At 67.4% G+C, this 21,155-nt stretch carries 19 protein-coding genes and 3 tRNA genes; 7 read left to right on the forward strand and 15 right to left on the reverse strand.

From position 1 onward, the window contains the following. From Q0A34_RS11050 to Q0A34_RS11060, 3 genes are all read right to left on the reverse strand, one after another. Positions 1 to 570: an ATP-dependent Clp protease proteolytic subunit gene (locus Q0A34_RS11050; RefSeq protein ID WP_291480087.1), complete on the reverse strand. Its 570-nt coding sequence runs from the start codon at positions 568 to 570 to the stop codon at positions 1 to 3. Between the two features lie 245 nt (positions 571 to 815). Then, positions 816 to 2,207, reverse strand: coding sequence for a trigger factor (gene tig / locus Q0A34_RS11055; protein WP_291480046.1), 1,392 nt, complete (start codon positions 2,205 to 2,207; stop codon positions 816 to 818). 309 nt (positions 2,208 to 2,516) lie between these two features. Continuing rightward, positions 2,517 to 2,590: transfer RNA gene (locus Q0A34_RS11060), tRNA-Pro, on the reverse strand. Positions 2,591 to 2,791: 201 nt separating this feature from the next. On the opposite strand from Q0A34_RS11060, the gene Q0A34_RS11065 reads away from it, so the two are divergent. Both Q0A34_RS11065 and Q0A34_RS11070 read left to right on the forward strand, forming a co-directional pair. After that, positions 2,792 to 2,866, forward strand: a tRNA-Gly gene (locus tag Q0A34_RS11065). A 238-nt stretch (positions 2,867 to 3,104) separates the two neighbouring features. Further along, positions 3,105 to 3,938, forward strand: coding sequence for a DUF4344 domain-containing metallopeptidase (locus Q0A34_RS11070; RefSeq protein ID WP_291480047.1), 834 nt, complete (start codon positions 3,105 to 3,107; stop codon positions 3,936 to 3,938). Positions 3,939 to 3,960: 22 nt separating this feature from the next. Here Q0A34_RS11070 and Q0A34_RS11075 read toward each other — a convergent pair whose 3' ends face one another. After that, complete coding sequence (locus Q0A34_RS11075) at positions 3,961 to 5,721, reverse strand: pyruvate dehydrogenase (RefSeq protein ID WP_291480048.1); 1,761 nt, start codon at positions 5,719 to 5,721, stop codon at positions 3,961 to 3,963. A gap of 265 nt (positions 5,722 to 5,986) precedes the next feature. Here Q0A34_RS11075 and Q0A34_RS11080 point away from each other — a divergent pair, with 265 nt between their 5' ends. Next, positions 5,987 to 6,220, forward strand: a complete 234-nt coding sequence (locus Q0A34_RS11080) for a hypothetical protein (protein WP_291480049.1) — start codon at positions 5,987 to 5,989, stop codon at positions 6,218 to 6,220. A 24-nt stretch (positions 6,221 to 6,244) separates the two neighbouring features. On the opposite strand, the gene Q0A34_RS11085 is transcribed toward Q0A34_RS11080, so the two are convergent. Further along, entirely contained in the window at positions 6,245 to 6,721 is a 477-nt protein-coding gene (locus tag Q0A34_RS11085; protein WP_291480050.1) for a ribose-5-phosphate isomerase, read from the reverse strand. A 186-nt stretch (positions 6,722 to 6,907) separates the two neighbouring features. Continuing rightward, positions 6,908 to 7,129 (reverse strand): hypothetical protein, encoded by a 222-nt coding sequence (locus Q0A34_RS11090; RefSeq protein ID WP_291480051.1) that lies wholly within the window; start codon positions 7,127 to 7,129, stop codon positions 6,908 to 6,910. Between the two features lie 161 nt (positions 7,130 to 7,290). Here Q0A34_RS11090 and Q0A34_RS11095 point away from each other — a divergent pair, with 161 nt between their 5' ends. Next, the gene (locus tag Q0A34_RS11095; protein WP_291480052.1) at positions 7,291 to 7,578 is read left to right on the forward strand and encodes a hypothetical protein; all 288 of its coding nucleotides are present in this window, start codon (positions 7,291 to 7,293) and stop codon (positions 7,576 to 7,578) included. A 17-nt stretch (positions 7,579 to 7,595) separates the two neighbouring features. On the opposite strand, the gene Q0A34_RS11100 is transcribed toward Q0A34_RS11095, so the two are convergent. Continuing rightward, positions 7,596 to 8,237: a disulfide bond formation protein DsbA gene (locus tag Q0A34_RS11100; protein WP_291480053.1), complete on the reverse strand. Its 642-nt coding sequence runs from the start codon at positions 8,235 to 8,237 to the stop codon at positions 7,596 to 7,598. Positions 8,238 to 8,409: 172 nt separating this feature from the next. Between Q0A34_RS11100 and pepN the strand changes: the two genes are divergently transcribed. Both pepN and Q0A34_RS11110 read left to right on the forward strand, forming a co-directional pair. Further along, the gene (gene pepN, locus Q0A34_RS11105; RefSeq protein ID WP_291480054.1) at positions 8,410 to 11,079 is read left to right on the forward strand and encodes an aminopeptidase N; all 2,670 of its coding nucleotides are present in this window, start codon (positions 8,410 to 8,412) and stop codon (positions 11,077 to 11,079) included. Next, positions 11,079 to 11,471, forward strand: a complete 393-nt coding sequence (locus Q0A34_RS11110) for a globin (protein ID WP_291480055.1) — start codon at positions 11,079 to 11,081, stop codon at positions 11,469 to 11,471. The genes pepN and Q0A34_RS11110 overlap by 1 nt, the downstream gene beginning before the upstream one ends. 12 nt (positions 11,472 to 11,483) lie before the next feature. On the opposite strand, the gene Q0A34_RS11115 is transcribed toward Q0A34_RS11110, so the two are convergent. From Q0A34_RS11115 to Q0A34_RS11140, 6 genes are all read right to left on the reverse strand, one after another. Further along, positions 11,484 to 12,245 carry a hypothetical protein gene (locus Q0A34_RS11115; protein ID WP_291480056.1) on the reverse strand — a complete coding sequence of 254 codons (762 nt, stop codon included), beginning with the start codon at positions 12,243 to 12,245 and terminating at the stop codon, positions 11,484 to 11,486. Positions 12,246 to 12,291: 46 nt separating this feature from the next. Beyond that, a complete protein-coding gene (locus tag Q0A34_RS11120) occupies positions 12,292 to 12,795 on the reverse strand; it encodes a thioesterase family protein (RefSeq protein ID WP_291480057.1) in 504 nt (167 codons plus the stop codon). A gap of 101 nt (positions 12,796 to 12,896) precedes the next feature. Next, a complete protein-coding gene (gene ettA / locus Q0A34_RS11125) occupies positions 12,897 to 14,567 on the reverse strand; it encodes an energy-dependent translational throttle protein EttA (RefSeq protein WP_291480058.1) in 1,671 nt (556 codons plus the stop codon). A 160-nt stretch (positions 14,568 to 14,727) separates the two neighbouring features. Continuing rightward, a complete protein-coding gene (locus tag Q0A34_RS11130; protein ID WP_291480059.1) occupies positions 14,728 to 15,714 on the reverse strand; it encodes a hypothetical protein in 987 nt (328 codons plus the stop codon). 75 nt (positions 15,715 to 15,789) lie between these two features. Next, complete coding sequence (locus Q0A34_RS11135) at positions 15,790 to 16,359, reverse strand: single-stranded DNA-binding protein (protein WP_291480060.1); 570 nt, start codon at positions 16,357 to 16,359, stop codon at positions 15,790 to 15,792. A 222-nt stretch (positions 16,360 to 16,581) separates the two neighbouring features. Then, the gene (locus Q0A34_RS11140; protein WP_291480061.1) at positions 16,582 to 18,771 is read right to left on the reverse strand and encodes a cytochrome c oxidase assembly protein; all 2,190 of its coding nucleotides are present in this window, start codon (positions 18,769 to 18,771) and stop codon (positions 16,582 to 16,584) included. An 80-nt stretch (positions 18,772 to 18,851) separates the two neighbouring features. Here Q0A34_RS11140 and Q0A34_RS11145 point away from each other — a divergent pair. Beyond that, positions 18,852 to 18,928, forward strand: a tRNA-Arg gene (locus Q0A34_RS11145). Here the strand turns inward: Q0A34_RS11145 and Q0A34_RS13745 are convergent. Then, positions 18,887 to 19,945 (reverse strand): acyltransferase family protein, encoded by a 1,059-nt coding sequence (locus Q0A34_RS13745; RefSeq protein WP_363316448.1) that lies wholly within the window; start codon positions 19,943 to 19,945, stop codon positions 18,887 to 18,889. The two genes, Q0A34_RS11145 and Q0A34_RS13745, sit on opposite strands and share 42 nt — an antisense overlap. Positions 19,946 to 19,973: 28 nt before the next feature. Next, the gene (locus tag Q0A34_RS11160; RefSeq protein WP_291480064.1) at positions 19,974 to 21,071 is read right to left on the reverse strand and encodes an acyltransferase family protein; all 1,098 of its coding nucleotides are present in this window, start codon (positions 21,069 to 21,071) and stop codon (positions 19,974 to 19,976) included. Positions 21,072 to 21,155: the final 84 nt, after the last annotated feature.

A 21,155-nucleotide genomic window follows, 5' to 3' on the forward strand; every position in this document is an offset into this window, starting at 1 on the left:
TTACTGCTCCTTCGCCGAGCTGATCACGTGGTCGACGAAGCCGTACTCGAGCGCCTGGTGGGCGGTGAACCAGCGGTCGCGGTCGGAGTCCTTCTGGATCTGCTCCAGGGTCTGACCGGTGTGCTCGGCGATGAGCTCCGCCATCTCACGCTTGGTCTGTGCGAACTGCTCCGCCTGGATGGCGATGTCGGCGGCGGTACCACCGACACCGGCCGACGGCTGGTGCATCATAATGCGCGCATGCGGCAGGGCGTAACGCTTGCCCTTCGCACCTGCCGACAGCAGGAACTGGCCCATCGAGGCAGCCAGGCCCATGCCGTAGGTCGCGACGTCGCAGGGCGCGAACTGCATGGTGTCGAAAATCGCCATACCGGCGGTCACCGAACCGCCCGGCGAGTTGATGTACAGCGAAATGTCCCTCTCGGGATCCTCCGCACTGAGCAGCAGGATCTGTGCGCAGAGCTTGTTGGCGATCTCATCGTCGACCTGGGTGCCCAGGAAGATGATGCGCTCGCGCAACAGTCGCTCGAACACCGAGTCGTTGAGGTTCATCCCCGCGGTGGAGGCCATCTGCGCATGGCGCAGTGCCTGACCGGCAGACATGTCATTAGTGCTCACTTAAGCTCCTCGCTCACATTCACGTGTTGGACTGTGCACCAGACTAGTCAACGCGCAGCGTCGACGCCCCTCCCCGGGGCCGTGTTCGCTGTCAGCGCACGGTGGCTCCCGCCGGAACCGACGACGCCGCCGCAGCACCGGGAAGGCTCCCGGTGCCGCGGCGGCGGACAGGCTGAACGGGTCTGGCGGGGCCGGACCTAGTTCTCGGTCTTCTCCTCGTCGGAGGATCCGGCCGCGTCGGTGCCCTCGGCACCTTCCGCACCCTCGGCCTCCTCGCCGAAGAAGTCCTTCGGGTCGATGGAGTTGCCCTTGTCGTCGGTCACCGTGACCTTGCAGATGTTGATGGCCAGGGCCTTGCCGCGGCGCACATCGGCGAAGAGGTTGGCGATCTGGCCGGACTGCTGCAGCTGCATCACGAACTGGTTCGGGTCCATGCCGTAGCGCTGCGCGGTGAACAGGATGTGGTCGGTGAGCTCCTGCTGGGAGACCTCCGGCTTCTCGATGTCCGCCAGGGCGTCCAGGAACAGCTGGGTACGCACGGAGTCCTCGGCACCCTCGCGGGCGTCCTCCTCGAACTTCTCGCGGGTGATGTCCTGCGCGGCGAGCATCTGCTCGAAGACCGCCTCGTCACCACCGAACTGGCTGACCAGCTGCTGGACCTGGCCGTCGACCTGCTCCTTGACGACGGACTCCGGCAGGGCGACCTCGGTCTTCTCCAGCGCGGCGGCCAGGACCTTGTCGCGGATGTCAGCGGCCTGCTGACCCTTGAGCTGCTCCTCGACCTGGGACTTCAGGGAGTCCTTCAGCTCGTCGAGGGTGTCGAACTCGGACGCCAGCTGGGCGAAGTCGTCGTCCAGCTCCGGCAGCTCGCGCTCCTTGACGGACTTGACGGTCACGGTGGCCTGGGCCTCGCTGTCGGCGTGCTCGCCGGCGACCAGCGTGGTGGTGAACTCCTTGGACTCACCCTCGGACAGGCCGACGAGTGCGTCGTCCAGGCCCTCGACGAGGGAGGCGGTGCCGACCTCGTAGGACAGCCCCTCGGAGGACGCCTCGTCGACGGTCTCACCGTCGACCGTGGCGGTCAGGTCGATGGAGACGAAGTCGCCGTCCTGCACGGCGCGCTCCACGGCCTTCAGGGTGCCGAAACGGGCACGCAGGTTGGTCAGCTCCGACTCGACGGACTCTTCGTCGGCCTCGATGGCGTCCACCTCGACGGAGAGGTCCGCGAAGTCCGGGACGTCGATCTCGGGGCGGACGTCGACCTCGGCGGTGAAGGTGACGTGGTCGTTGTCCTCGAGCTCGGCGATGTCGATCTCGGGCTGGCCGAGAGCCTTGACGTCGTTCTCCTCGACGGCCTGGCTGTAGCGGCTCGGCAGCATCTCGTTGAGAACTTCATTGAGGATCGACCCACGACCCAGACGGGCCTCGAGGATCTTCGCCGGAACCTTGCCCTTGCGGAAGCCCGGCAGGCTGACCTGCTGGGCGAGGGACTTGTAGGCGTTGTCGAACTCAGGCTTCAGTTCCTCGAAGGGAACCTCGACGGTGAGCTTGGCGCGGGTGGCACTCAGCTGTTCAACGGAGCTCTTCACGGATGCACACTCCTGTGTGTTCTTGGTATGTGTACTTGCGGCCGGTGGAGCCGCGGGTTCGTCCGTCCGCGTCACCTCCGGGTCTCACTGCCCCACCTGGTGCGGCTCACCTGACGGTGATCCACAGGGCGGGCGAGAACGGCCGGAGGCTGCCACCGGTAATGGTCGATGTCGATTTTATCGTGCTACTGACGACGGCAGACATGGGGGTCGGCTCTCCGCGGACTTCATCGTTCTCGCCCACGGGACTGCCGCCCGGCAGAGCACCCGGCGGGGCGCCCAGTCTGACCGGCATCCGGTCGATACCCGTCGGGATAGCGGGATTTGAACCCACGACCCCTCGCTCCCAAAGCGAGTGCGCTACCAAACTGCGCCATATCCCGGCCGCAGAACCTCTGTCACCAGAAGTTCCGCTGGCGACGATGTTACGGGGTGCCGGGAAAACCGGGCAACAGCGGGTCCCGGTAACCCCAGCGCAACCGGCGGCGACACACCCCTGACCACCTCACGGAGCCCCGACGACCACCACTGCCTGCCGGTTTTCCTGCGTCCGGATCGTGGTGTATCGTCGTCCTCGCAACAACGGGAGTGTCGTATAGTGGCTAATACCTCAGCCTTCCAAGCTGAAGACGCGGGTTCGATTCCCGTCACTCCCTCCACATGAGAGCCCCGACCGGTCAGGTCGGGGCTCTCGCGCATGTCCGGGCGGATGCGACGTGCACCCACTCCATAAGCAGGGACTATCGCGGCCCCCTGCCGTCGATGCCAGGTACGTCGTCCCCACGGATCACACGTAGGGTCGGCGACATCACCGATCCGCCTGGGCCTGCGTCGCCGACGAAAGTTCCCGGCACCGAGCCGCCGCAGGAGTGAACCGTGGCACCACCCAGGACATTCATGTCCACCGCCGCATCCACGGCCGCGTCAACGGCGATCCTCGCGCTGGCGCTCGCCGGGTGCACCGTAGACAGGCCGGCTGCGGCGCCCGAGCCCGGAACCACCTCCGCGACAGGCGAGGGCAGCTTCGTCCCGGTCTACGAACCGGCACTCACCGAGGACACCACCACCGAAGCTCAGCTGCTGCGGTCAGGAAGGGTGCTCGAGAGGTTCTCCGGGACCATGAACCGTCTTGTCACCGTGCCCGGGGAGGTGCGGGTGACGGCGAAGGAATGCGGGGAGGACAACGCGTTCTTCGACCCGGAGACCCACAGCATCGAACTCTGCTACGAACTCGTGGGTTCCGAGAGGGCGCTCTTCACCTCGTCGGGAGACGCCTCCGCAGACAACGGCACAGACGACACAGACGGCACAGACCGCAAGCTCCTGGCGAGTGCCCTTGCGACCCTCTACCACGAGGCCGGCCACGCCCTGATCTGGGAACTCGACCTGCCGGTGACCGGGCGTGAGGAGGACGTCGCAGACCAGTTCGCCGCATACATGCTCACCACCGACGCCGGGTCATCCGAGGACCTGGTGACGGTGGCGGAGACGTACGCGTTGACGTCGGCGGAGAACACGGGCCTGGAGGACCTGGCGTTCCACGACTCACACCCCCTCGACGAACAGCGGTCGGTCAACTTCCTCTGCTACGCGTACGGTGCCTACCCTCACCACTACCGGCACCTCGTGGACAGTGGCGACCTCCCCGCCGAGAGGGCGGAGGAGTGCGAGGCGGAATACGCCCAACTGGCCGGCGCCTGGGACTCGCTGCTCGCCGACCACGCCGCCTGACGGCACAGCCCCTCCCGGCGTCCTACAGCCCCTTGAACCCCGAGGGCCGCGGGACGTTGCGCAGGTTCGACCTCGCCATGGTGAGCATCTTGCCCACGCCACCTTCCAGGACGGTCCGCGTCGCCGCACGGGCGAAACCGGCGACCTGCTCCAGGGAGATCTCCGGCGGGATGGACAGTGCGTTCGGGTCCGTCACCACGTCGATCACCGCCGGCCCGTCGTAGGCGAGGGCCTCGGCGAGGGTGGACTTCACGTCCCGGGGGTCCTCGATGCGGAAGGCTCTGATGCCGCAGGCTTCGGCGATGTCCGCGTAGTTGACCTTCTCGTGGTCGGTGCCGAAGTCCGGCATCCCTGCCACGAGCATCTCGAGCTTCACCATGCCGAGGGTCGAGTTGTTGTAGACCACGGCCTTCACAGGCACCTCGTGGAGCTTCATGGTGAGGAGCTCACCCATCAGCATGCCGAGACCACCGTCACCGCACATGGCGATCACCTGACGACGTCCTTCGACACCCTCAGCGGCACCGATGGCCTGCGGCAGCGCATTGGCCATCGTCCCGTGCCGGAAGGACGCGAGGAGGGTGCGGTCGGCCGTGGGGGTGATGTAGCGCGCGTGCCAGACATTGCACATGCCGGTGTCCGCGGTGAACACGGCGTCGTCGTCGGCGAGCTCGTCCAGGACGTAGGACACGTACTCGGGGTGGATCGGGGTGTGGTGCTCGATGTTCTTCGTGTAGGCGTCGACGACGTGCCGCAGGTTCTTCTCCTGCATCCTCAGCATCGACTCCAGGAAGCTGGCGTCCGACTTCTCCTCGATGAGCGGCAGGAGGTCAGTGATCGTGGCCGCGACGTCGCCGGTAACAGGGTAGGTGACCGTGGTCCGACGTCCGATGTTTCCGCCCTTGATGTCGATCTGGGCCGTCGTGGTGTCGCGCGGGAGGAACTCCGTGTACGGGAAGTCCGTGCCGAGCAGGATCAGCAGGTCCGCCTCGTCGAAGGCCTCCGAGCAGGCGCCGTAGCCGAGCAGACCGGACATCCCGACGTCGTAGGGGTTGTCGTAGTGGAGGAACTCCTTTCCACCGTAGGCGTGGCCCACCGGGGCCTTGACCTTCTGCGCCAGCGCGAAGACCTCGTCGCGGGCGTCGCGGCAGCCGGCGCCGCCGAACAGCGTGATCTTCTTCGCCTTGTTGACCGCGTCCGCCAGAGCCTGCAGCTCGCCCGACGCCGGGTGGACGACCGGCCGTTCCGCGGCGATGGCGGAGTTCAGCTGCGGGGACTCCACCGCGTCGTCGCCGGCGATGTCACCGGGCAGGACGAGGACGGAGACTCCGTTGCCCGCCATCGTCGACTGGATCGCGTGGTGCAGGATCGTCGCCCCCTGGGCGGCCGAATTCACCATCTCGCAGTAACCCGAGCACTCGGCGAAGAGCGCCTCCGGGTGGGTCTCCTGGAAGTAGTGCGAGCCGATGAACTGGGACGGGATGTGGCTGGCGATCGCCAGCACCTTCGCACCGTTGCGGTGGGAGTCGTAGAGCCCCTGGACCAGGTGGGTGTTACCCGGCCCGCACGACCCCGCACAGACGGCCAACTTCCCGGTGACCTGTGATTCCGCGCCGGCGGCGAAGGCGGCCGCTTCTTCGTTCCGGACGTGGAACCACTCGATGCTGCTGCGCTTCACCGCGTTGACCACAGGGTTCAGACTGTCGCCGACGAGGCCGAAGATCCGTCGCACTCCCTGGGCCTCCAGTGCTGCGACGAGTTGTTCCGCGTAATTGCGAGCCATGTGTGGACTGCTCCCGTGTAAGAGTGGTGGTCGGTACGTACCCTCCCGACACTAGGCCGATGTCCGTGAGGCCGCACGGAGAGGTTCATCACCCGGCCGGCAGGTGCGGCGCTGCGGAAATACCTATAGTTCCACTCCTTCACTACCCCCGTCGGCACACGTTCCACAGGTAAAGAATCACCCCAACTGCGCCTTTACGGTGACTGAGTCGACGAAGATCCGCTCACACTACATAGAGAGGGGAAGGAAAGTACCCTGAGCTTCTATGAAGCCCATGATCATCGACGCAGACACCGGCCGCGAACTGTGGACAGCCGCGGAGTGCGCCGACTACGCCGGGACGTCGCGTGGCACTTTCACCAGCTACGCCGGTCGCGACCGGGCCCCGAAACCGGCCACCAAACACCACGGGCTGACACTCTGGGACTCCGCGGAGATCAAGGAGTGGAACGCCGCCCGGAACGGCCGCACCCGGGACAACCAGTCCCCCACCAGCTGAGACCCGGGTGACACTTCTCCGGCGTTACTTCGCCCCGGGGATCTCCGGGGTCTGGCCGGTCTGCTCGTAGGTCTCGAGGATCGCGATCCGGCGCTGGTGGCGGTCCACACCCGACCACGGCTCGGCGATGAACGCGTCGACGATCTCCAGGATCTCCGCCTCGGAGTGCATACGCCCGCCGATGCCGATCAGCTGGGCGTTGTTGTGCTCCCGGGCGAGCTTCGCGGTCTCCACGGACCACGCCAGCGCACACCGGGCGCCGACCACCTTGTTCGCGGCGATCTGCTCGCCGTTGCCGGAACCGCCGAGCACGATGCCGAGCGACCCTTCGTCGTCAACGGTCTTGCGGGCGGCTTCGATACAGAAGGCGGGGTAGTCGTCCTCAGGGTCGAAGGTGTGGGCGCCGCAGTCGATGACGGTGTGCCCCTTCTCCTTGAGGTGGTCCGCGATGACATTCTTCATCTCGAATCCGGCATGGTCAGCACCGAGGTAGATACGCATGGCACCGAGTTTATCCGACGAAGAGGACCTGCAGTAGACGGTGGCCGAGTTTCCGACCCCGAACACGGCTCCCGAACACCGCTCCCGAACACGGACGTGGGGCCGGCGCCCACATGGACACCGGCCCCACACCGACGGGAACCTTGCCGAGCTCCGGTAGCCCGGTGCCGTTCCCGAACTTGTCGGCTACCCCGCGGCCCCGGACTCGGAGCTGCCGCCCTCAGACAGTGATCCGGTGACAGACTCGAGGGAACCCGTCAGATCCCATTCGCTGCTGCCGTCGAAGATCCCGGCCAGGGAACCTTCAGTGCTGAGCACTGTCAGATCGCCCTTGAGCAGGCCGAGACCGATCTCGAGCAGGTCGCCGAGAATGTCAGCGATTCCGGTGATTCCTTCAAGTGAACCCATAGTATTCATGCCCCTTGGACATGTGTGATCGATAAGGACGCAGAGAGGAATGTCAGCGGTTGGCGATCCTTCCGTATCCCCTGACCTGCCGACACCGCAGATACTATCGCAGGGGAACACTCCTCAGGGAGGAACCGTGAACGTTCCATACCCCCGGGGGTATGGCTGAGAGCGCCGGCGCGATGCCGCCCGAAGAGGACCACTCCCCCATGACCGACCAGAACCAGTACGGCCAACCACAGCAACCGGCACCGCAGAAGAAGCCGTTGCTCAAACGCGTGTGGTTCATCGTCCCGACGGTCCTCGTCGTCCTGGCGGGCGCCTTCAGCGGCGAAGACGCCCTGAGCCTCAACGGCGCGATGGACTGGAAGCTCGCCGACCCCGGCGGCGTGCCCCACAGCCAGACCTCCAGGAACGCCGCGAAGGGCGAGTGGACCGCCACCCTGTAGACGGGACCGCGGTCGCCCTACTCCGCGCTCGGGTCCTCCGTCCTGCTCTTCTTCAGCTCGAAGAAGTGCTCGTAGCCGCCCAGGGTGACTGCGGCGTCGAAGATCCTGCCGGCGTCCTCACCCCGCGGCACACGGGTCAGGACCGGGCCGAAGAAGGCGCGGCCGTCCAACTCCACCACCGGGGTTCCCACGTCGTCACCGACCTTGGCGAGGGCGGTCGAGTGGTAGCTCCGCAGCGTCGGCTCCCAGGCCCCGGCGTCGTCCCCACGGGAATGCGCTGCACCGGCGTAGTCGGCGGAGAGTCCGACCTCCTCCAGGACCTCCGCGATGAGGTCGTCGTAGGCGCCCTCCCCGGCACGTCCCCCCTGCCCCTGGTCGTGGATCCGGGTGCCCATCGCGGTGTACAGCGCGTCGACTTTCTCCGGTTCCTTCGTGTACACCGCCGCCGCCACCAGTGCCGGACCCCATGCCGCCTCGATCTTCGAGGCGTAGTCGGCCGGGATGTCCTTGTCCTCGTTGAGCACCGCCAGGCTCATGGGGGCGAACGTCACCTCGATGTCACGGACGGTCTCGACCTCCTTGATCCAGCGGCTCGTGACCCACGCGAACGGGCACGTGGCGTCGAAGTACAGGGCGACAGGCGTGCTGGTGCTGCTCATGGTGATGCTCCTCGGTGTGTGCGTCCAGGTGTCCGGCCCCGAGGATACGCGCAGCTGTACCTTCGCCTGCCTTCTCCTGCCTTCGCCGAGGTGCTCCCGAGCCGCTCATGAGCCGCTCCTGACCCGACCCATCTCCGGACAGGACGCTCCGGGCCGACTATCGTGGTTCCCTATGAGTTCAACCAATCTGACCCGATCCGAGGCTGCCGCGCGGTCGGACCTGATCACGGATGTCCACTACGCCATCGACCTCGACCTCACCGAGGGCGGGAAGCTGGACCACAGGACGTTCTCGTCGGTGACCACCGTGACGTTCACCGCCACGAAGGCGGGGTCCACCTTCATCGACCTGCGCGCCGAAGAGGTCTCCACGGTGGAGCTGGACGGCGAGGACATCCTCCCGCTCGCCCTCCCCGGTGACGGTGAAGGACGGTACGACGAGACCCGCGGTCTCCAGCTCGACAACCTCACCCCGGGACGCCACGAACTGACCGTCGTCGCCGAGTCCCTCTACTCCACCACCGGTGAGGGCCTGCACCGGTTCAAGGACCCGGCGGACAACCGGGTCTACATGTACACCCAGTTCGAGGCGGCTGACGCCAAACGCGTCTTCGCCTGCTTCGACCAGCCCGACATCAAGGCCACCTACGAGGTCGCCGTCCACACCCCCACCGACTGGACCGTGGTCACCAACAACACGGTGTCCACGACGACCACCGGTGGTGAGAAGACCGGCGAGACCACCCACCGCGCCGTCGTCGACTACCAGCTGTCCACCTACCTCATCGCCTTCTGCGTCGGCCCCTGGTACCACGTGACGGACTCCTGGACCGGGTCACTGACCCCCACCCCCGAGGTCGAGGGTGTCACCGACACCCGCCTCGTGCCGGAGGGGGAGATCACCGTCCCGCTGGGCCTGTACGTCCGGCAGTCCCTGGCGGAGTACCTCGACGCCGACGTCCTCTTCGACGTCACGAAGTCCGGCTTCAACTACTACGCGAAGAACTTCGGCGTCGCCTACCCGTTCCACAAGTACGACCAGATCTTCTGCCCCGAGTACAACATGGGGGCGATGGAGAACGCCGGGTGCGTGACCATCCGCGACGAGTACGTGTTCCGCTCCGCCGCCAGCCACTACGAGTACGAGCGCCGGGCGGACACCATCCTCCACGAACTGGCCCACATGTGGTTCGGTGACCTGGTGACCATGCGCTGGTGGGACGACCTGTGGCTCAACGAGTCCTTCGCCACCTGGTCCTCGGCCATGGCGCAGACCCACGCCACCGAGTACGACACCGCCTGGGTGACCTTCGCCAACAAGGAGAAGTCCTGGGCCTACGCCCAGGACCAGCTGCCCAGCACCCACCCTGTCTTCTCCGGGGCCAACGACCTCGTCGAGGTCGACGCCAACTTCGACGGCATCACCTACGCCAAGGGCGCCTCACTGCTCAAGCAACTCGCCGCCTACGTCGGACTGGAGCCCTTCTTCGCCGGCATCCGCGCCCACTTCGTCAACCACGCCTGGGGCAACGCCACGTTCGACGACCTGCTCGGGGCGCTGGAGAAGGCTTCCGGGCGCGATCTGTCGGACTGGGCGGACCAGTGGCTCAAGACCACCGGCATCAACACCCTCGGCACCGAGACCGACGTGAAGGACGGCGCCTACACCTCCTTCGCCGTCACCCAGTCCGGGGCCCGTCCGGGCGAGGGCGAGACACGCACCCACCGCCTCGCCGTCGGCCTGTACGACAACGAGGACGGCACCGTCGTACTGCGCCGCCGCGTCGAGACGGACGTGGAGGGCCCCTCCACAGAGGTCCCGGAACTCGTCGGCGAACGGAAGGCCGACCTCGTCCTCGTCAACGACGACGACCTCGCCTACGGCTTCCTCGCCCTCGACGACGACTCCCTCGCCACCGCCGTGGACAACATCGACGGAATCTCCGACCCCATGGCCCGCTCCCTGATCTGGTCGGCGACGTGGCAGATGACCCGCAACGCCCAGATGCGCGCCCGCGACTTCGTGTCCCTCGTCGTCCGCGGCGCCTGGGCCGAGACACAGCTCGGTGTGCTGGAGCAGATCCTCGCCCAGGCCATCGGCGCCGTCGAGAACTACTCGGCACCGTCCTGGCGGCCGGAGGGACGTACCCTGCTGCTCAACGGGCTGCGGGCCGGTGCCGAGCGCACCGATGGCCAGGCCCGTCTCGCCTTCGTCCGCGCCTACGCCAACGCTGCGCAGGACGCCGGCTCCGTCGCCTGGCTGCGCGGCCTGCTGGGCATCGGTGACGTCGCGGGCGAGGAACTCCTGCCCGGTTTCACCGTGGACCAGGACCTGCGCTGGCGCCTGCTCACCGCACTCGTCGGCGCGGTCGACGTCCTCGACGACGACGAGGCCGAGGCGCTGATCGCCGCCGAGGAACAGGCCGACCGGTCGTCGTCCGGACGCATGAACGCCGTCAAGGCGCGCACCGCCCGCCCCGACATCGACGTCAAACGGACCGCCTGGAACACCATCACCCTGGAGGGACGGCAGCTGGGCAACCTGGAGCTGCGCAACATGATCGCCGGCCTGACCCACGTCGGCCAGGACGAACTTCTCTCCCCGTTCGGCCCGGAGTACGTGCAGCGCGCCGTGGACATGTGGGAGGAGCTCTCCTCGGAGATGGCGTTGCGCACCCTCGACGGCCTGTTCCCCTCCTGGGCCGGCTACGAGGACGTCGCCGACGACCTGCGCGCCACCGCCGCCGACGAGGCCACGCCCGCGGGCCTGCGCCGCGTGCTGTCCGAGGGACTGTCGCGCGCCGACCGTGCCGCCGCCGCCCGGAAGTTCGACGCACGCTGATGAACCGACCGCAGAGCTTCTACGACGCCGTCGGCGGTGAGGACGTCTTCCGCCGCATCGTCCACGAGTTCTACCGCCGGATCCCGGACGACGACATCCTCGGCCCGATGTACCCGGCCGACGACCTCGCCGGCGCCGAGGACCGCCTGCGCTGGTTCCTGGTGCAGTACTGGGGCGGGCCGCAGACCTTCAGCGAGCAGCGCGGCCACCCCCGCCTGCGGATGCGTCACATGCACTTCCCCATCGACCCGGCGGCCCGCGACCGCTGGCTGGAGATCATGGGCGCCGCGCTGGCGACCGTCAGCGACGACGACCTGCCCGAGGCACCCCGGCAGGCGATGTGGGACCACATGACCCGCGTCGCGGACATGCTGGTCAACCGGCTGCAGTAGGTAACCGCACCTCTACCTCGGCGACGGGATCCGTGCCAGGCCGCCCGGGCGCGGGACGTACGCCGTGCCGAACAGGGCGTCGACCCTGATCCACGAACCGGTGGTGCTGACCCGGATCAGGTCGTACCCGCGCAGGTCGGCACGCTTCGGCTCCACCACCAGGCCCAGGGCCCCGAGCGCCGCCACCACCCTGCCGGTGATCTCCACGGTGCCAGAATCCTGCGGCCCGGACAGCGTCAGCAGCGTCTGGTCCAGCAACGACGGCGGCAGACCCGCGGGCCCCGAGTGCTCGTCCGCCTCACGCTGCATCCCCGCGAACAGCTCCCGCACGTCGGCGGCGGGGACGGTGTCGACGAGGGTGTACCCGGACGCCGGTGGCGCCGTCCCCGTCCACAGCAGCGACACCACCGACCCGAGGACCACCGGCGTCGGCGCGTCGTCCCCACCGGAGACGCCTGCGACGGCGTCAGCGGCGGCGGCGAGCACCCGGGGCAGCGGGTCCACGAGGACCACCGCGTCATCGCTCGACGGCACGGCGTGGATCCGCTCGGCGACGATGCACCCCAGCGGGGTCGAGAAGATGACGTCCGCCATGTCCTCCCCCACCCGGACCACCCGGGCCATGGCACCGCTGTCCATTCGCAGCACGCGGGTCGCCACCGCGGCCGTCCGCCGCAGTTCAGACACCCGCGACGCGGCACGGCCGTCCGCCGGGGCGGACAGCGTCAACGACAGTTCTTCGGCGGGGCCGGACCCCGGCAGGTTGAGCATCATGGGGTCCAGCGTATCGCCCGTGCTCGCTGCCGGACGCCGGAGGTCGCTACCGGCCGCGCCCGCCGAGCACGGTGTCGCCGCCGGCGGTACCGTCCTGCGCCGCCTCCTCGTCGTCCAACGGGATGAGGAACGTGTTGATGACCTCCAGGTCACTCTCCGACCAGTCACGGGACTTCCCCGAGATCGGGTCCACGGCGACGTTGACGGTGTCGACCACCGCGACGAGCCGGTGCTGCGCGTTCCTGATGTACTGACGCATCTTGAAGGACTTCACCCCGACCTGGTAGATGAACGACTCCACCACCAGGGCGACCTCACTGGACGACACGGACTTCTGGTAGTCCACCGACGCCCACCGCACGACGAACGCCGGCACCGCCATGTCGATCTCCGTGACGACGTCCCGGACGAAGTCGATGCGGGCGTCCTGGGAGAACTCCAGGTACGCCGCATTGTTGACGTGCTGGAACTGGTCGAAGTCCGACCAGCGGAGGTTCACCCGTGTGCTGTGGTAGCGGGTACCGGTGGCCTCGTGGTCAACAAAAGGCATCGAAGTCTCTCCTTACACAGGCCAAGGACCCCAGCGTGTGACGCTGAGGCCCTGCCTGAACGGCTACGCCGCAGTAGTCCTGTTTTGTCTCCTGGAGGATTCTATCGGGAAAGACGGCGATGTGTTACCCGGGTGGGGCGCGCGGCGTCCGCACCCAGGCGCTCGACCTTGTTCTTCTCGTAGTCCTCGAAGTTGCCCTCGAACCAGAACCACTGCCCTTCCGCCACATTGCCCTCCCAGGCCAGGATGTGGGTACAGGTGCGGTCCAGGAACCAACGGTCGTGCGAGATGACCACCGCACACCCCGGGAACTTCTGCAGCGCATTCTCCAGGGAGCTCAGGGTCTCGACGTCCAGGTCGTTGGTCGGCTCATCCAGCAGGATCAGGTTGCCGCCCAGCTTCAGGGTCAGCGCGAGGTTCAGACGGTTGCGCTCACCACCGGAAAGGACCTTCGCCGGCTTCTGCTGGTCGCCGCCCTTGAACCCGAAGGCCGACAGGTACGCGCGGGACGGCATCTCGTTCTGGCCGACGATGATGTAGTCGAGACCGTCCGAGACGATCTCCCAGACCGTCTTCTCCGGGTCGATGTTCTCACGGTTCTGGTCGACGTAGCTCAGCTGCACCGTCTTACCCACGACGACCTCGCCGGCGTCCGGCTCCTCGAGACCGACGATGGTCTTGAACAGCGTGGACTTACCGACACCGTTCGGGCCGATCACGCCGACGATGCCGTTACGCGGCAGAGTGAAGGACAGGTCCTTGATCAGCGTACGGCCGTCGAACCCCTTGGTGAGGTTCTTGACGTCGACGACCTGGTTGCCCAGGCGCGGCGGCGTCGGGATCTGGATCTCCTCGAAGTCGAGCTTCTTGTACTGCTCGGCTTCCGCGGCCATCTCCTCGTAACGCTGGAGACGTGCCTTGTTCTTGGCCTGACGCGCCTTGGCACCGGACCGGACCCAGGCGAGCTCCTCCTTCAGCCGCTTCTGCAGCTTCTGGTCCTTCTTGCCGGCGACCTCGAGGCGCTCGGCCTTGGTCTCCAGGTACTTCGAGTAGTTGCCCTCGTAACCGTGGAGCTTGCCGCGGTCGACCTCGCAGATCCACTCGGCGACGTGGTCCAGGAAGTAACGGTCGTGGGTGACCGCCAGGACGGCGCCCTTGTAGTTGGCGAGGTGGTTCTCCAGCCACAGGACGCTCTCCGCGTCCAGGTGGTTGGTCGGCTCGTCGAGCAGCAGCAGGTCCGGCTCGCTGAGCAGCAGCTTGGCCATGGCCACACGGCGACGCTCACCACCGGACAGGTGGGTCACCATCTCCTCCGACGGCGGGCAGCGCAGGGCGTCCATCGCCTGCTCGATCTTGGAGTCGAGCTCCCACGCGTCAGCGGCGTCGATCTTCTCCTGGAGTTCGGTCATCTCCTCCATGAGCTCGTCGGTGTAGTTCGTCGCCATCTCCTCGGCGATGGCCTCGTACCGGGTCTTGATCTCGAAGATCTCGCCGAGGCCCTCCTCCACGTTCCCGCGGACGGTCTTCTCCTCGTTCAACGGCGGCTCCTGCAGCAGGATGCCGACGGTGGCCCCCGGATCGAGGAAGGCGTCGCCGTTGGACGGCTGGTCGATGCCCGCCATGATCTTCAGGAGCGAGGACTTGCCGGCGCCGTTCGGCCCGACGACGCCGATCTTCGCACCCGGGTAGAAGCTCATGGTGACGTTGTCCAGGACAACCTTCTCACCGTGCGCCTTGCGTACGTTCCTCATCGTGTAGATGAACTCGGCCAATGTGTTCCCTCCGGTTCGCGCGGCTGCGTGCACCTGTGCATCCAGCCCTGTCGTATACGGTTGACGAGCCTACCCCACCGGGCCGGGGTTACCCGAAGCTGCGTTCCGGCGGTCGCTCGTCCGGGGCCGACGGCATCGTGCAAGCGTACGAAGTCGAGCCTCAAGCCATCGGCAGGGCACCTCCGGACCATTCTGTGCTCGGTTCGGTACACGTGGCGGCGCCGGAGGACATGAGCGCCGGGTGCCACGTCCAGACGGCCTCCGGCAGGCTCTCCCGATGCGCCACAGCCCGCCCCCTGATGCGGGGCAGGACCGCCCGCCGTATGTCGTCGGCCACCTCTCCGGCGGCGAGGCGGATGCACTGGTTCGTGTAGTGCTGCAGTGCCCAGCCGAGGTGGGTTGCCTCGTTGTCCTTCCACCTCTCCCTGATGAAACTCCGTAGCGTGGTCCCGTGCCCGTCGACGGCGTGGTACATGAAGCTGTCGATCTCGACCGCGACCTTCGCCTCAGGGATCACCAGGTCGTAGCAGTAGTTCCCGACCATCTGGTTGAGGAGCACGGTCACCGGGAGGTCGGCCAGTGCCTCCCGGACGATCTCGAAGGCCCGCCTCTCCAACAGGCTCACCGCACCGACGGGTGTGTCCCGGACCAGTGCCCTGGCACGCTCCCGGTGGCCGGACGACAGGGACAGGTCCTCCTCCAGGACCTCGCCCCCACCCTTACCGCGGTACGCCTCCGCCAGGAAAGTCCGGAGGTCAGCGTCGGGGAGGTCAGCGTCCATCGCCGCCTGCAACGGGCTGACCAGCAGGAACCCCCGCCCTTCCCTGAGCCCGCCGGGGACCCCTGACCGAATCGTCGCACAGTCGGTGGTTCGTCCCGGCCCCGGGTGCCTGGCCTGCACCGGCCAGGTGACAGGCTCACCGGTGTAGAGCTCCATGGCCGTCCTGCCCGTGTACACCAGCCCCCGGAGCTCGTGGAGTCCCCGCAGAGTGAGCATGTCGTCCGGCGGCTCCGAGCTGTAGATGCCCCGGGCGAGGCGGTACAACCTCCCGTCACGGACCTCGCGTTGGATCTGCCTTCTCGTTCTGGTGTCGAGGAGTTGGCCCGTCGACCAGAAGATCCTGTCTGTGCCGCCCGTACTGTTCATGACGCGCATCTCCGATGGTCTCGGACGGGGCCACCGGGTACCGAGTCGAGCCCGGTACCGCCGGTGCGGGGGGCGTCAGAACGGGGCCGACGGTTCGCCGGCGGTGGCGAGCTCCTGGTCGGTGTCCCCGGGCACCGCGTCACCGTCGCCCGCGCCGACGCCGTCGGTGCCGGTGTCGGCGACTGCGGCGAACCCGCCGAAGGACGTCGCCTCCGCGCCGGCGGCACCGGAACCCGCCCCCGGACCGTCCTGCGGCTCCCTGACCTTGTCACGCTGCGACCAGGTAGACGTGGAGTGGCTCAGGTCCAGCCCGACGTTCGTGGCGGTGAGGCGCCACACGGTCTCGGGGATCTCCTTGCCCTCCCTGTTCTTCCGGGGGTTCTCCGGCACGTAGGAGTAGGAGTTCATCCTCCCCACGATCACCAGGGGCGCCCCTGTCACCACGCTGGTCAGAACATGGTCGGCCATCCGTCCCCCGCACTGCACCTCGATGAACAGGGTGCCGGAGTCCTTCCACTGCCCGTTGTCGTTCCAGCTCGGTGTGGACGCCATACGGAACGTCACGAGCTTCGGGATCGTCCGGTGTCGTGCAGGATGGGTCGCGGCGAACCCGGTCATCGTCACGGACATCTGTTGTGTGGCCATCGCCGGCACACTCCTCCCCCGGGTCCCCCGGGATTCACGGCCCCCTCGGCCGCTGGGCCGGGGATGCCTGCCGGCGGCCGGTGGAGCCGACCCCCACCTCGTTCCCCCGGTGGAGCCATCCTCCCCACTGGCGTGACGCCGGGTCAACGACGACGGCGCGGCTGTGGACAACACGCCGTAAACCGGACGGAAACTGTCCACAGTCCCCTGCGACGTGCCGGGCTACTCCGCCCCGGAACCGGTGTCGCGGTGCCGCTGGACACGTCGGGTCTTCTCGCTGTGCACGTAGCCCTGCACCTCGTCCCCACGGTACTCGGTGCGGTAGTAGGCCTCGGCGTCCCCGTCCCTCCCCTCCCGGAGGTCGGCGAGCATGGCGTTGTACGCGTCGAGGTCAGCCTCGTTGTCGCGTTCGGCCTTGCGGTCGTAGCGGGCGGCCTCCTTGCGGTCCTGCCGCAGCCACTGCACCGCGTGGGCGGTACTGACCACCAGCAGAGGCAGTTCGCTGAGGCCCCAGGCGATGGCGCCACCGGTGTGCTGCTGCTCCATCAGGTCGACGTCGAACGGCAGCTGCAGGGACAGGTAGTACGACTCCGCCAGCGGTTGCGCCATCTGCATCATCGCAATCCCGAACCAGGCGTGGAACGCCATGGAGGCGAGGGTCATCAGCAGTTTCATGAAGGGGCTGAGCTGCCGGGGCGCGGCGTCGACGCCGATGACGACCCAGTAGAAGATGTACCCGGAGATCAGGAAGTGGACCATCATGAACAGGTGGCCGGCGTGCTCGGACGCGAGGTCACTGTACAGGTCAGACAGGTACAGCGCGTAGAACCCGACGACGAACTGGAAGGACGCGACGATCGGGTTGGTGAGGAACCGGGACACCGGGTTGTTGATGAAGACCACCAGCCACTCACGCGGCCCCTGCAGTCCGTCCCGTCCGGCCGGACGCAGCGCGCGGAGCAGCAGCGTCATGGGGCCCCCGAGCACCCAGAACACCGGGATCAGCATGGTCAGCGCCATGTGCTGCAGCATGTGCGGGGCGAACATGGCCATGGAGTACATGCCCAGGCCCGAGCAGGTGACGAAGATGAGCACGAGGTTGCCCAGCGTCCACCACACCAGGCGGCTCGTCCTCCACTCCACGCCGCGCCGGCGCACCACGATCCACGCCCACATGTACACCGCCTGCAGCAGCAGGGCGACGGTTCCGAAGACCAGGTCGAAGCGCCAGTTGGTCAGCACCGCGGCGAGGCTGAACGGCTCGGTGACGTCGAAGCCCATGATCAGCTCGGCCGGGGTGATGTCCACGACCGCCTCGACGGGCGGGGGGATGCGGGTCAGCGACAGCGCCACGCCGACGGTGCCCGCCATCACGAACACCTCGACCAGCGCCAGACGGACGAAGGGCCGCCGCCACCACGCGCCCGACGCACCGGCGCCCGGTGCGTCCAGCTGCGGGATCGTCGAGCGACGGTGCGCGAACCCGATCGCCGCGAGGATGAGCGTCAGCGCCGCCTTGGCCGCGATTACCCGGCCGTAGTCGGTGGTGAACCACTCGGAGAACGACAGGCGGATTCCCGCGTTGATCAGCCCGGAGACGGCTATGCCGATGATGCTGAACAGTGCGACGACGCTGTAGCGCCGGGTGATCTCGGCCAGGAACGGGCCCCGTCGGGCGGCGTGGGCGACCAGTGCCATGAGCCCGCCGATCCAGATGGCCGACAGGATGATGTGCCACAGCAGCGAGTTCACGCCGTAGTCGTGGTTGCCGCCGGACGCGGAGTGCCCCTCGAGGGCGATCGGGATCAGGGAGGCGACGGCGATGACGAAGAACACCGGCTGCCAGATCCACCGTCGGGTCAGCAGGGACAGGACGGTGACCGCGGCGGCGATACCGGCGATCCACAGCATCGCCTTCGCCGTCGACACCTGGGCGATCGCGACGTCCCACATCGACGGCTGAAGTGTGTCCGCCAGCGGCAGGCCGGAGGCGTCGGAGAGGTAGAGCGGGACCAGCAGCAGCGCACACACCGCCCACCCGGCCATGGCCCACGTCCCGGTGCGGGACGCCCGGAAACCGTCGAGGTCCAGGTAGCCGTCCTTCCGCGGCTGGGCGCCGAAGGCGCTCATCAGGAACGAGCCGACGCCGAGGCAGGCCAGAACCGTGCCGGTGCCCCTGACCAGCGGCACGCCCCAGGAGGTCACGGGGCCGGGGTCGGAGATGCCGAGGACCGCCAGCGACTGCCCGAAGAAGGCGTCGCCGATGACCGCGGCGACGAGACCCGCCATCACCGCGGCGATGACGTAGAGGGCGACCGGGGAACCGAGCTGGCCCCCGCGGCGGGTGGGGGGCGGGGAGTTCCTGTCCGGGGATCCAGTGGCTGATTCGGTGGCTACGGCCGCGTCTGACATGTCCTGAACGTTACTAGCTGGGACCCCTGTACCCCGATTCCACGCCCCACGGTCCGCGTGCACTACGATGTCTAGCGCAAGCCTCCGTAGCTCAGTGGATGAGAGCAACCGGTTTCTACCCGGTCGGTCGCGGGTTCGAATCCTGCCGGGGGCGCCACGAGGGGCCCCGGTCCCTGCCGGACGCCAGGTACCTGAACGGTGCCAGCAGCAGCCCCGCCACCGTCGAGGCGTACCACCGGAGGGCGCGGTCGAGCGGCCCCCAGGCCAGCAGCCACGTCGCCACCAGAGCCAGCACCAGGCAGATGCCGAGAACCACCAGCTGCCCCTGGTCGCTGACGCTCCCGCCGAGCGTGGGCTGCAGGGCGCGCACGACGAAGCCGTGGACGACGTAGACCGAGAGACTGTTGCGTCCGACGGTGGCGAGCAGTGAGTTGCGCTCCCCCACCCACGCCAGCAGCGCGAGGGTCATCAACATCGCCGCCACGTCGAGGACCAGACGGATGGCGGCCCCGTCGACGACGCCGACACCGAAGTGGACGAACCTGTCGTTGCCGTAGAACCAGTCGTTGTTGAGCTCGTCGACGTAGAAGAAGCCGACCATGGTCACGGCGGCGACGGTGAGGGCGACCCTGCGTCCCACGTCAAGGCTGCCCGCCCACTGCAGCATCCGCGCCCCGTAGAGCTTCCCGACGACGAAGAAGGGCCAGAAGACCAGGGTGCGGACCACGGAGAGTTCACTGTCGACGGCGGGCACCGCGGCACCGACGAGGCCGGTCACCAGGGAGACGGCGAGCACCGTCCGGGGGAAGCGTTCGATGAGGGGGACGGTGAGCGTCCACCACGCCATCGACAGGAGGAACCACGAGTACCAGAAGGGGGTGAGGAAGTCGTAGTCCGGGGACAGGCCGAACAGCTGCATCCACATCCACATCAGCGGGAGCACCGTGGCCAGCAGGACGAGGAAGACGAGAATGCGCTCTGCGAGCCGGTTGGACTTCGCGGTGATGCCCGCCAGGAAGATGAACGCGGGCATGTGGAACGAGTAGATGAGGTACATCGGCGCACGCAGGACGTCAGCGTCCCACGGCGACGCCCGTGCCAGCAGATGGCCGAGGACGACGGTGAAGATGAGGACACCTTTTGCGCGGTCGAGGCGATGATTGCGGGTGGACATCCGGCCACCCTAACGCGGACGGGACCCCTCAGGCACGGCCGGCGAGGAATCTCCGCCGCATCCGGTCGGGCCGCCGGAACAACCAGGCGCCTCCACACGACATGAGCACCCGGAACAGCCCCAGGCACAGGACGACCGTGATCCCGCCGAGGATCAACGGCTGCAGGGGCAGCCCGGGGTCGGACGGGAGAACGAGGTCGAAGGCGAAGGTGACGGTGGCCAGCACCATGATGTGCATCAGGAACACCGGCAGCGTCCGCGCGCCGACCCTGCTGAACGGCACGGTGACCCGCCAGGACTCCATGCAGGAGAAGATGCTGATCACGGCGATGATCCCCACCGTCGCGAGGAACAGTCGCACCGGGCCGTTGAGCCCGAAGTTGAAGTGGTCGTAGCTCGCGTCGATCCAGATGGCGACTGCGGCGTAGACCGTCACGGAGACGGCGACGACGAGCAGCGACCGGCGTTGCGCCATCCGGTGGATCCACGGTGCGGCGTACATGCCCAGCAGGTAGAAGAAGTAGGTGTGAAGGATGTCGTTCCACGGCCAGCCGAATTCCGCCGTGGGACTCGCCACGCTCACCGCACCGGCCAGGATGAGCTGGAGCACCGGCGGAACCCGGCGCGTCAGCTTCGACACCACGGCGAACAGTGCGAGCGCGTAGAGGAACCACAGGTAGGACTCCGGGCCGAGGACCGCTCTGCCGATGTTCTCCAGCATCGAGGCCCAGTTCGCCGGGTCGACCCCGGGTGGTGGCGGGACGGCTCCACTGTGCCCGACGGAGGTGGGCGGCACCATCGACAGCCAGATCTCACGGACAGGGACCCAGACCACGAACAGCCAGACCATGATCCACACGCGCCGGTCGGCGAAGGAACGCCAGCTCTCGGAGAGCGCCTTCGCCGCGAACAGTCCCGTCAGCAGGAAGAACAGCGGCATGCGTAGTGGGCCGAGCATCAGGTTGATGCGTTCCCATTCGCCGGTCCCGTAGCCGTTGTTGTTCAGGTTGATGACCGCGTGCCCCGCCACGACGAGGAGGATGCAGAAGCCCTTGGCCGCGTCCACCCACCCGACCCGTCCGATACGAGGGGTGCCCGACGACGGTGGGGTCACTTCGGGGGGCACCGCATCCGCTCGCTCTCTGGAGATTCTTCACACTACTTCTGGGATGTCTGCGACTGACGCTACTACGGGCAGTCCCCCGCCCGG

It is taken from the genome of Corynebacterium sp. (assembly GCF_022712195.1).
Classification (GTDB): Bacteria; Actinomycetota; Actinomycetes; order Mycobacteriales; family Mycobacteriaceae; genus Corynebacterium.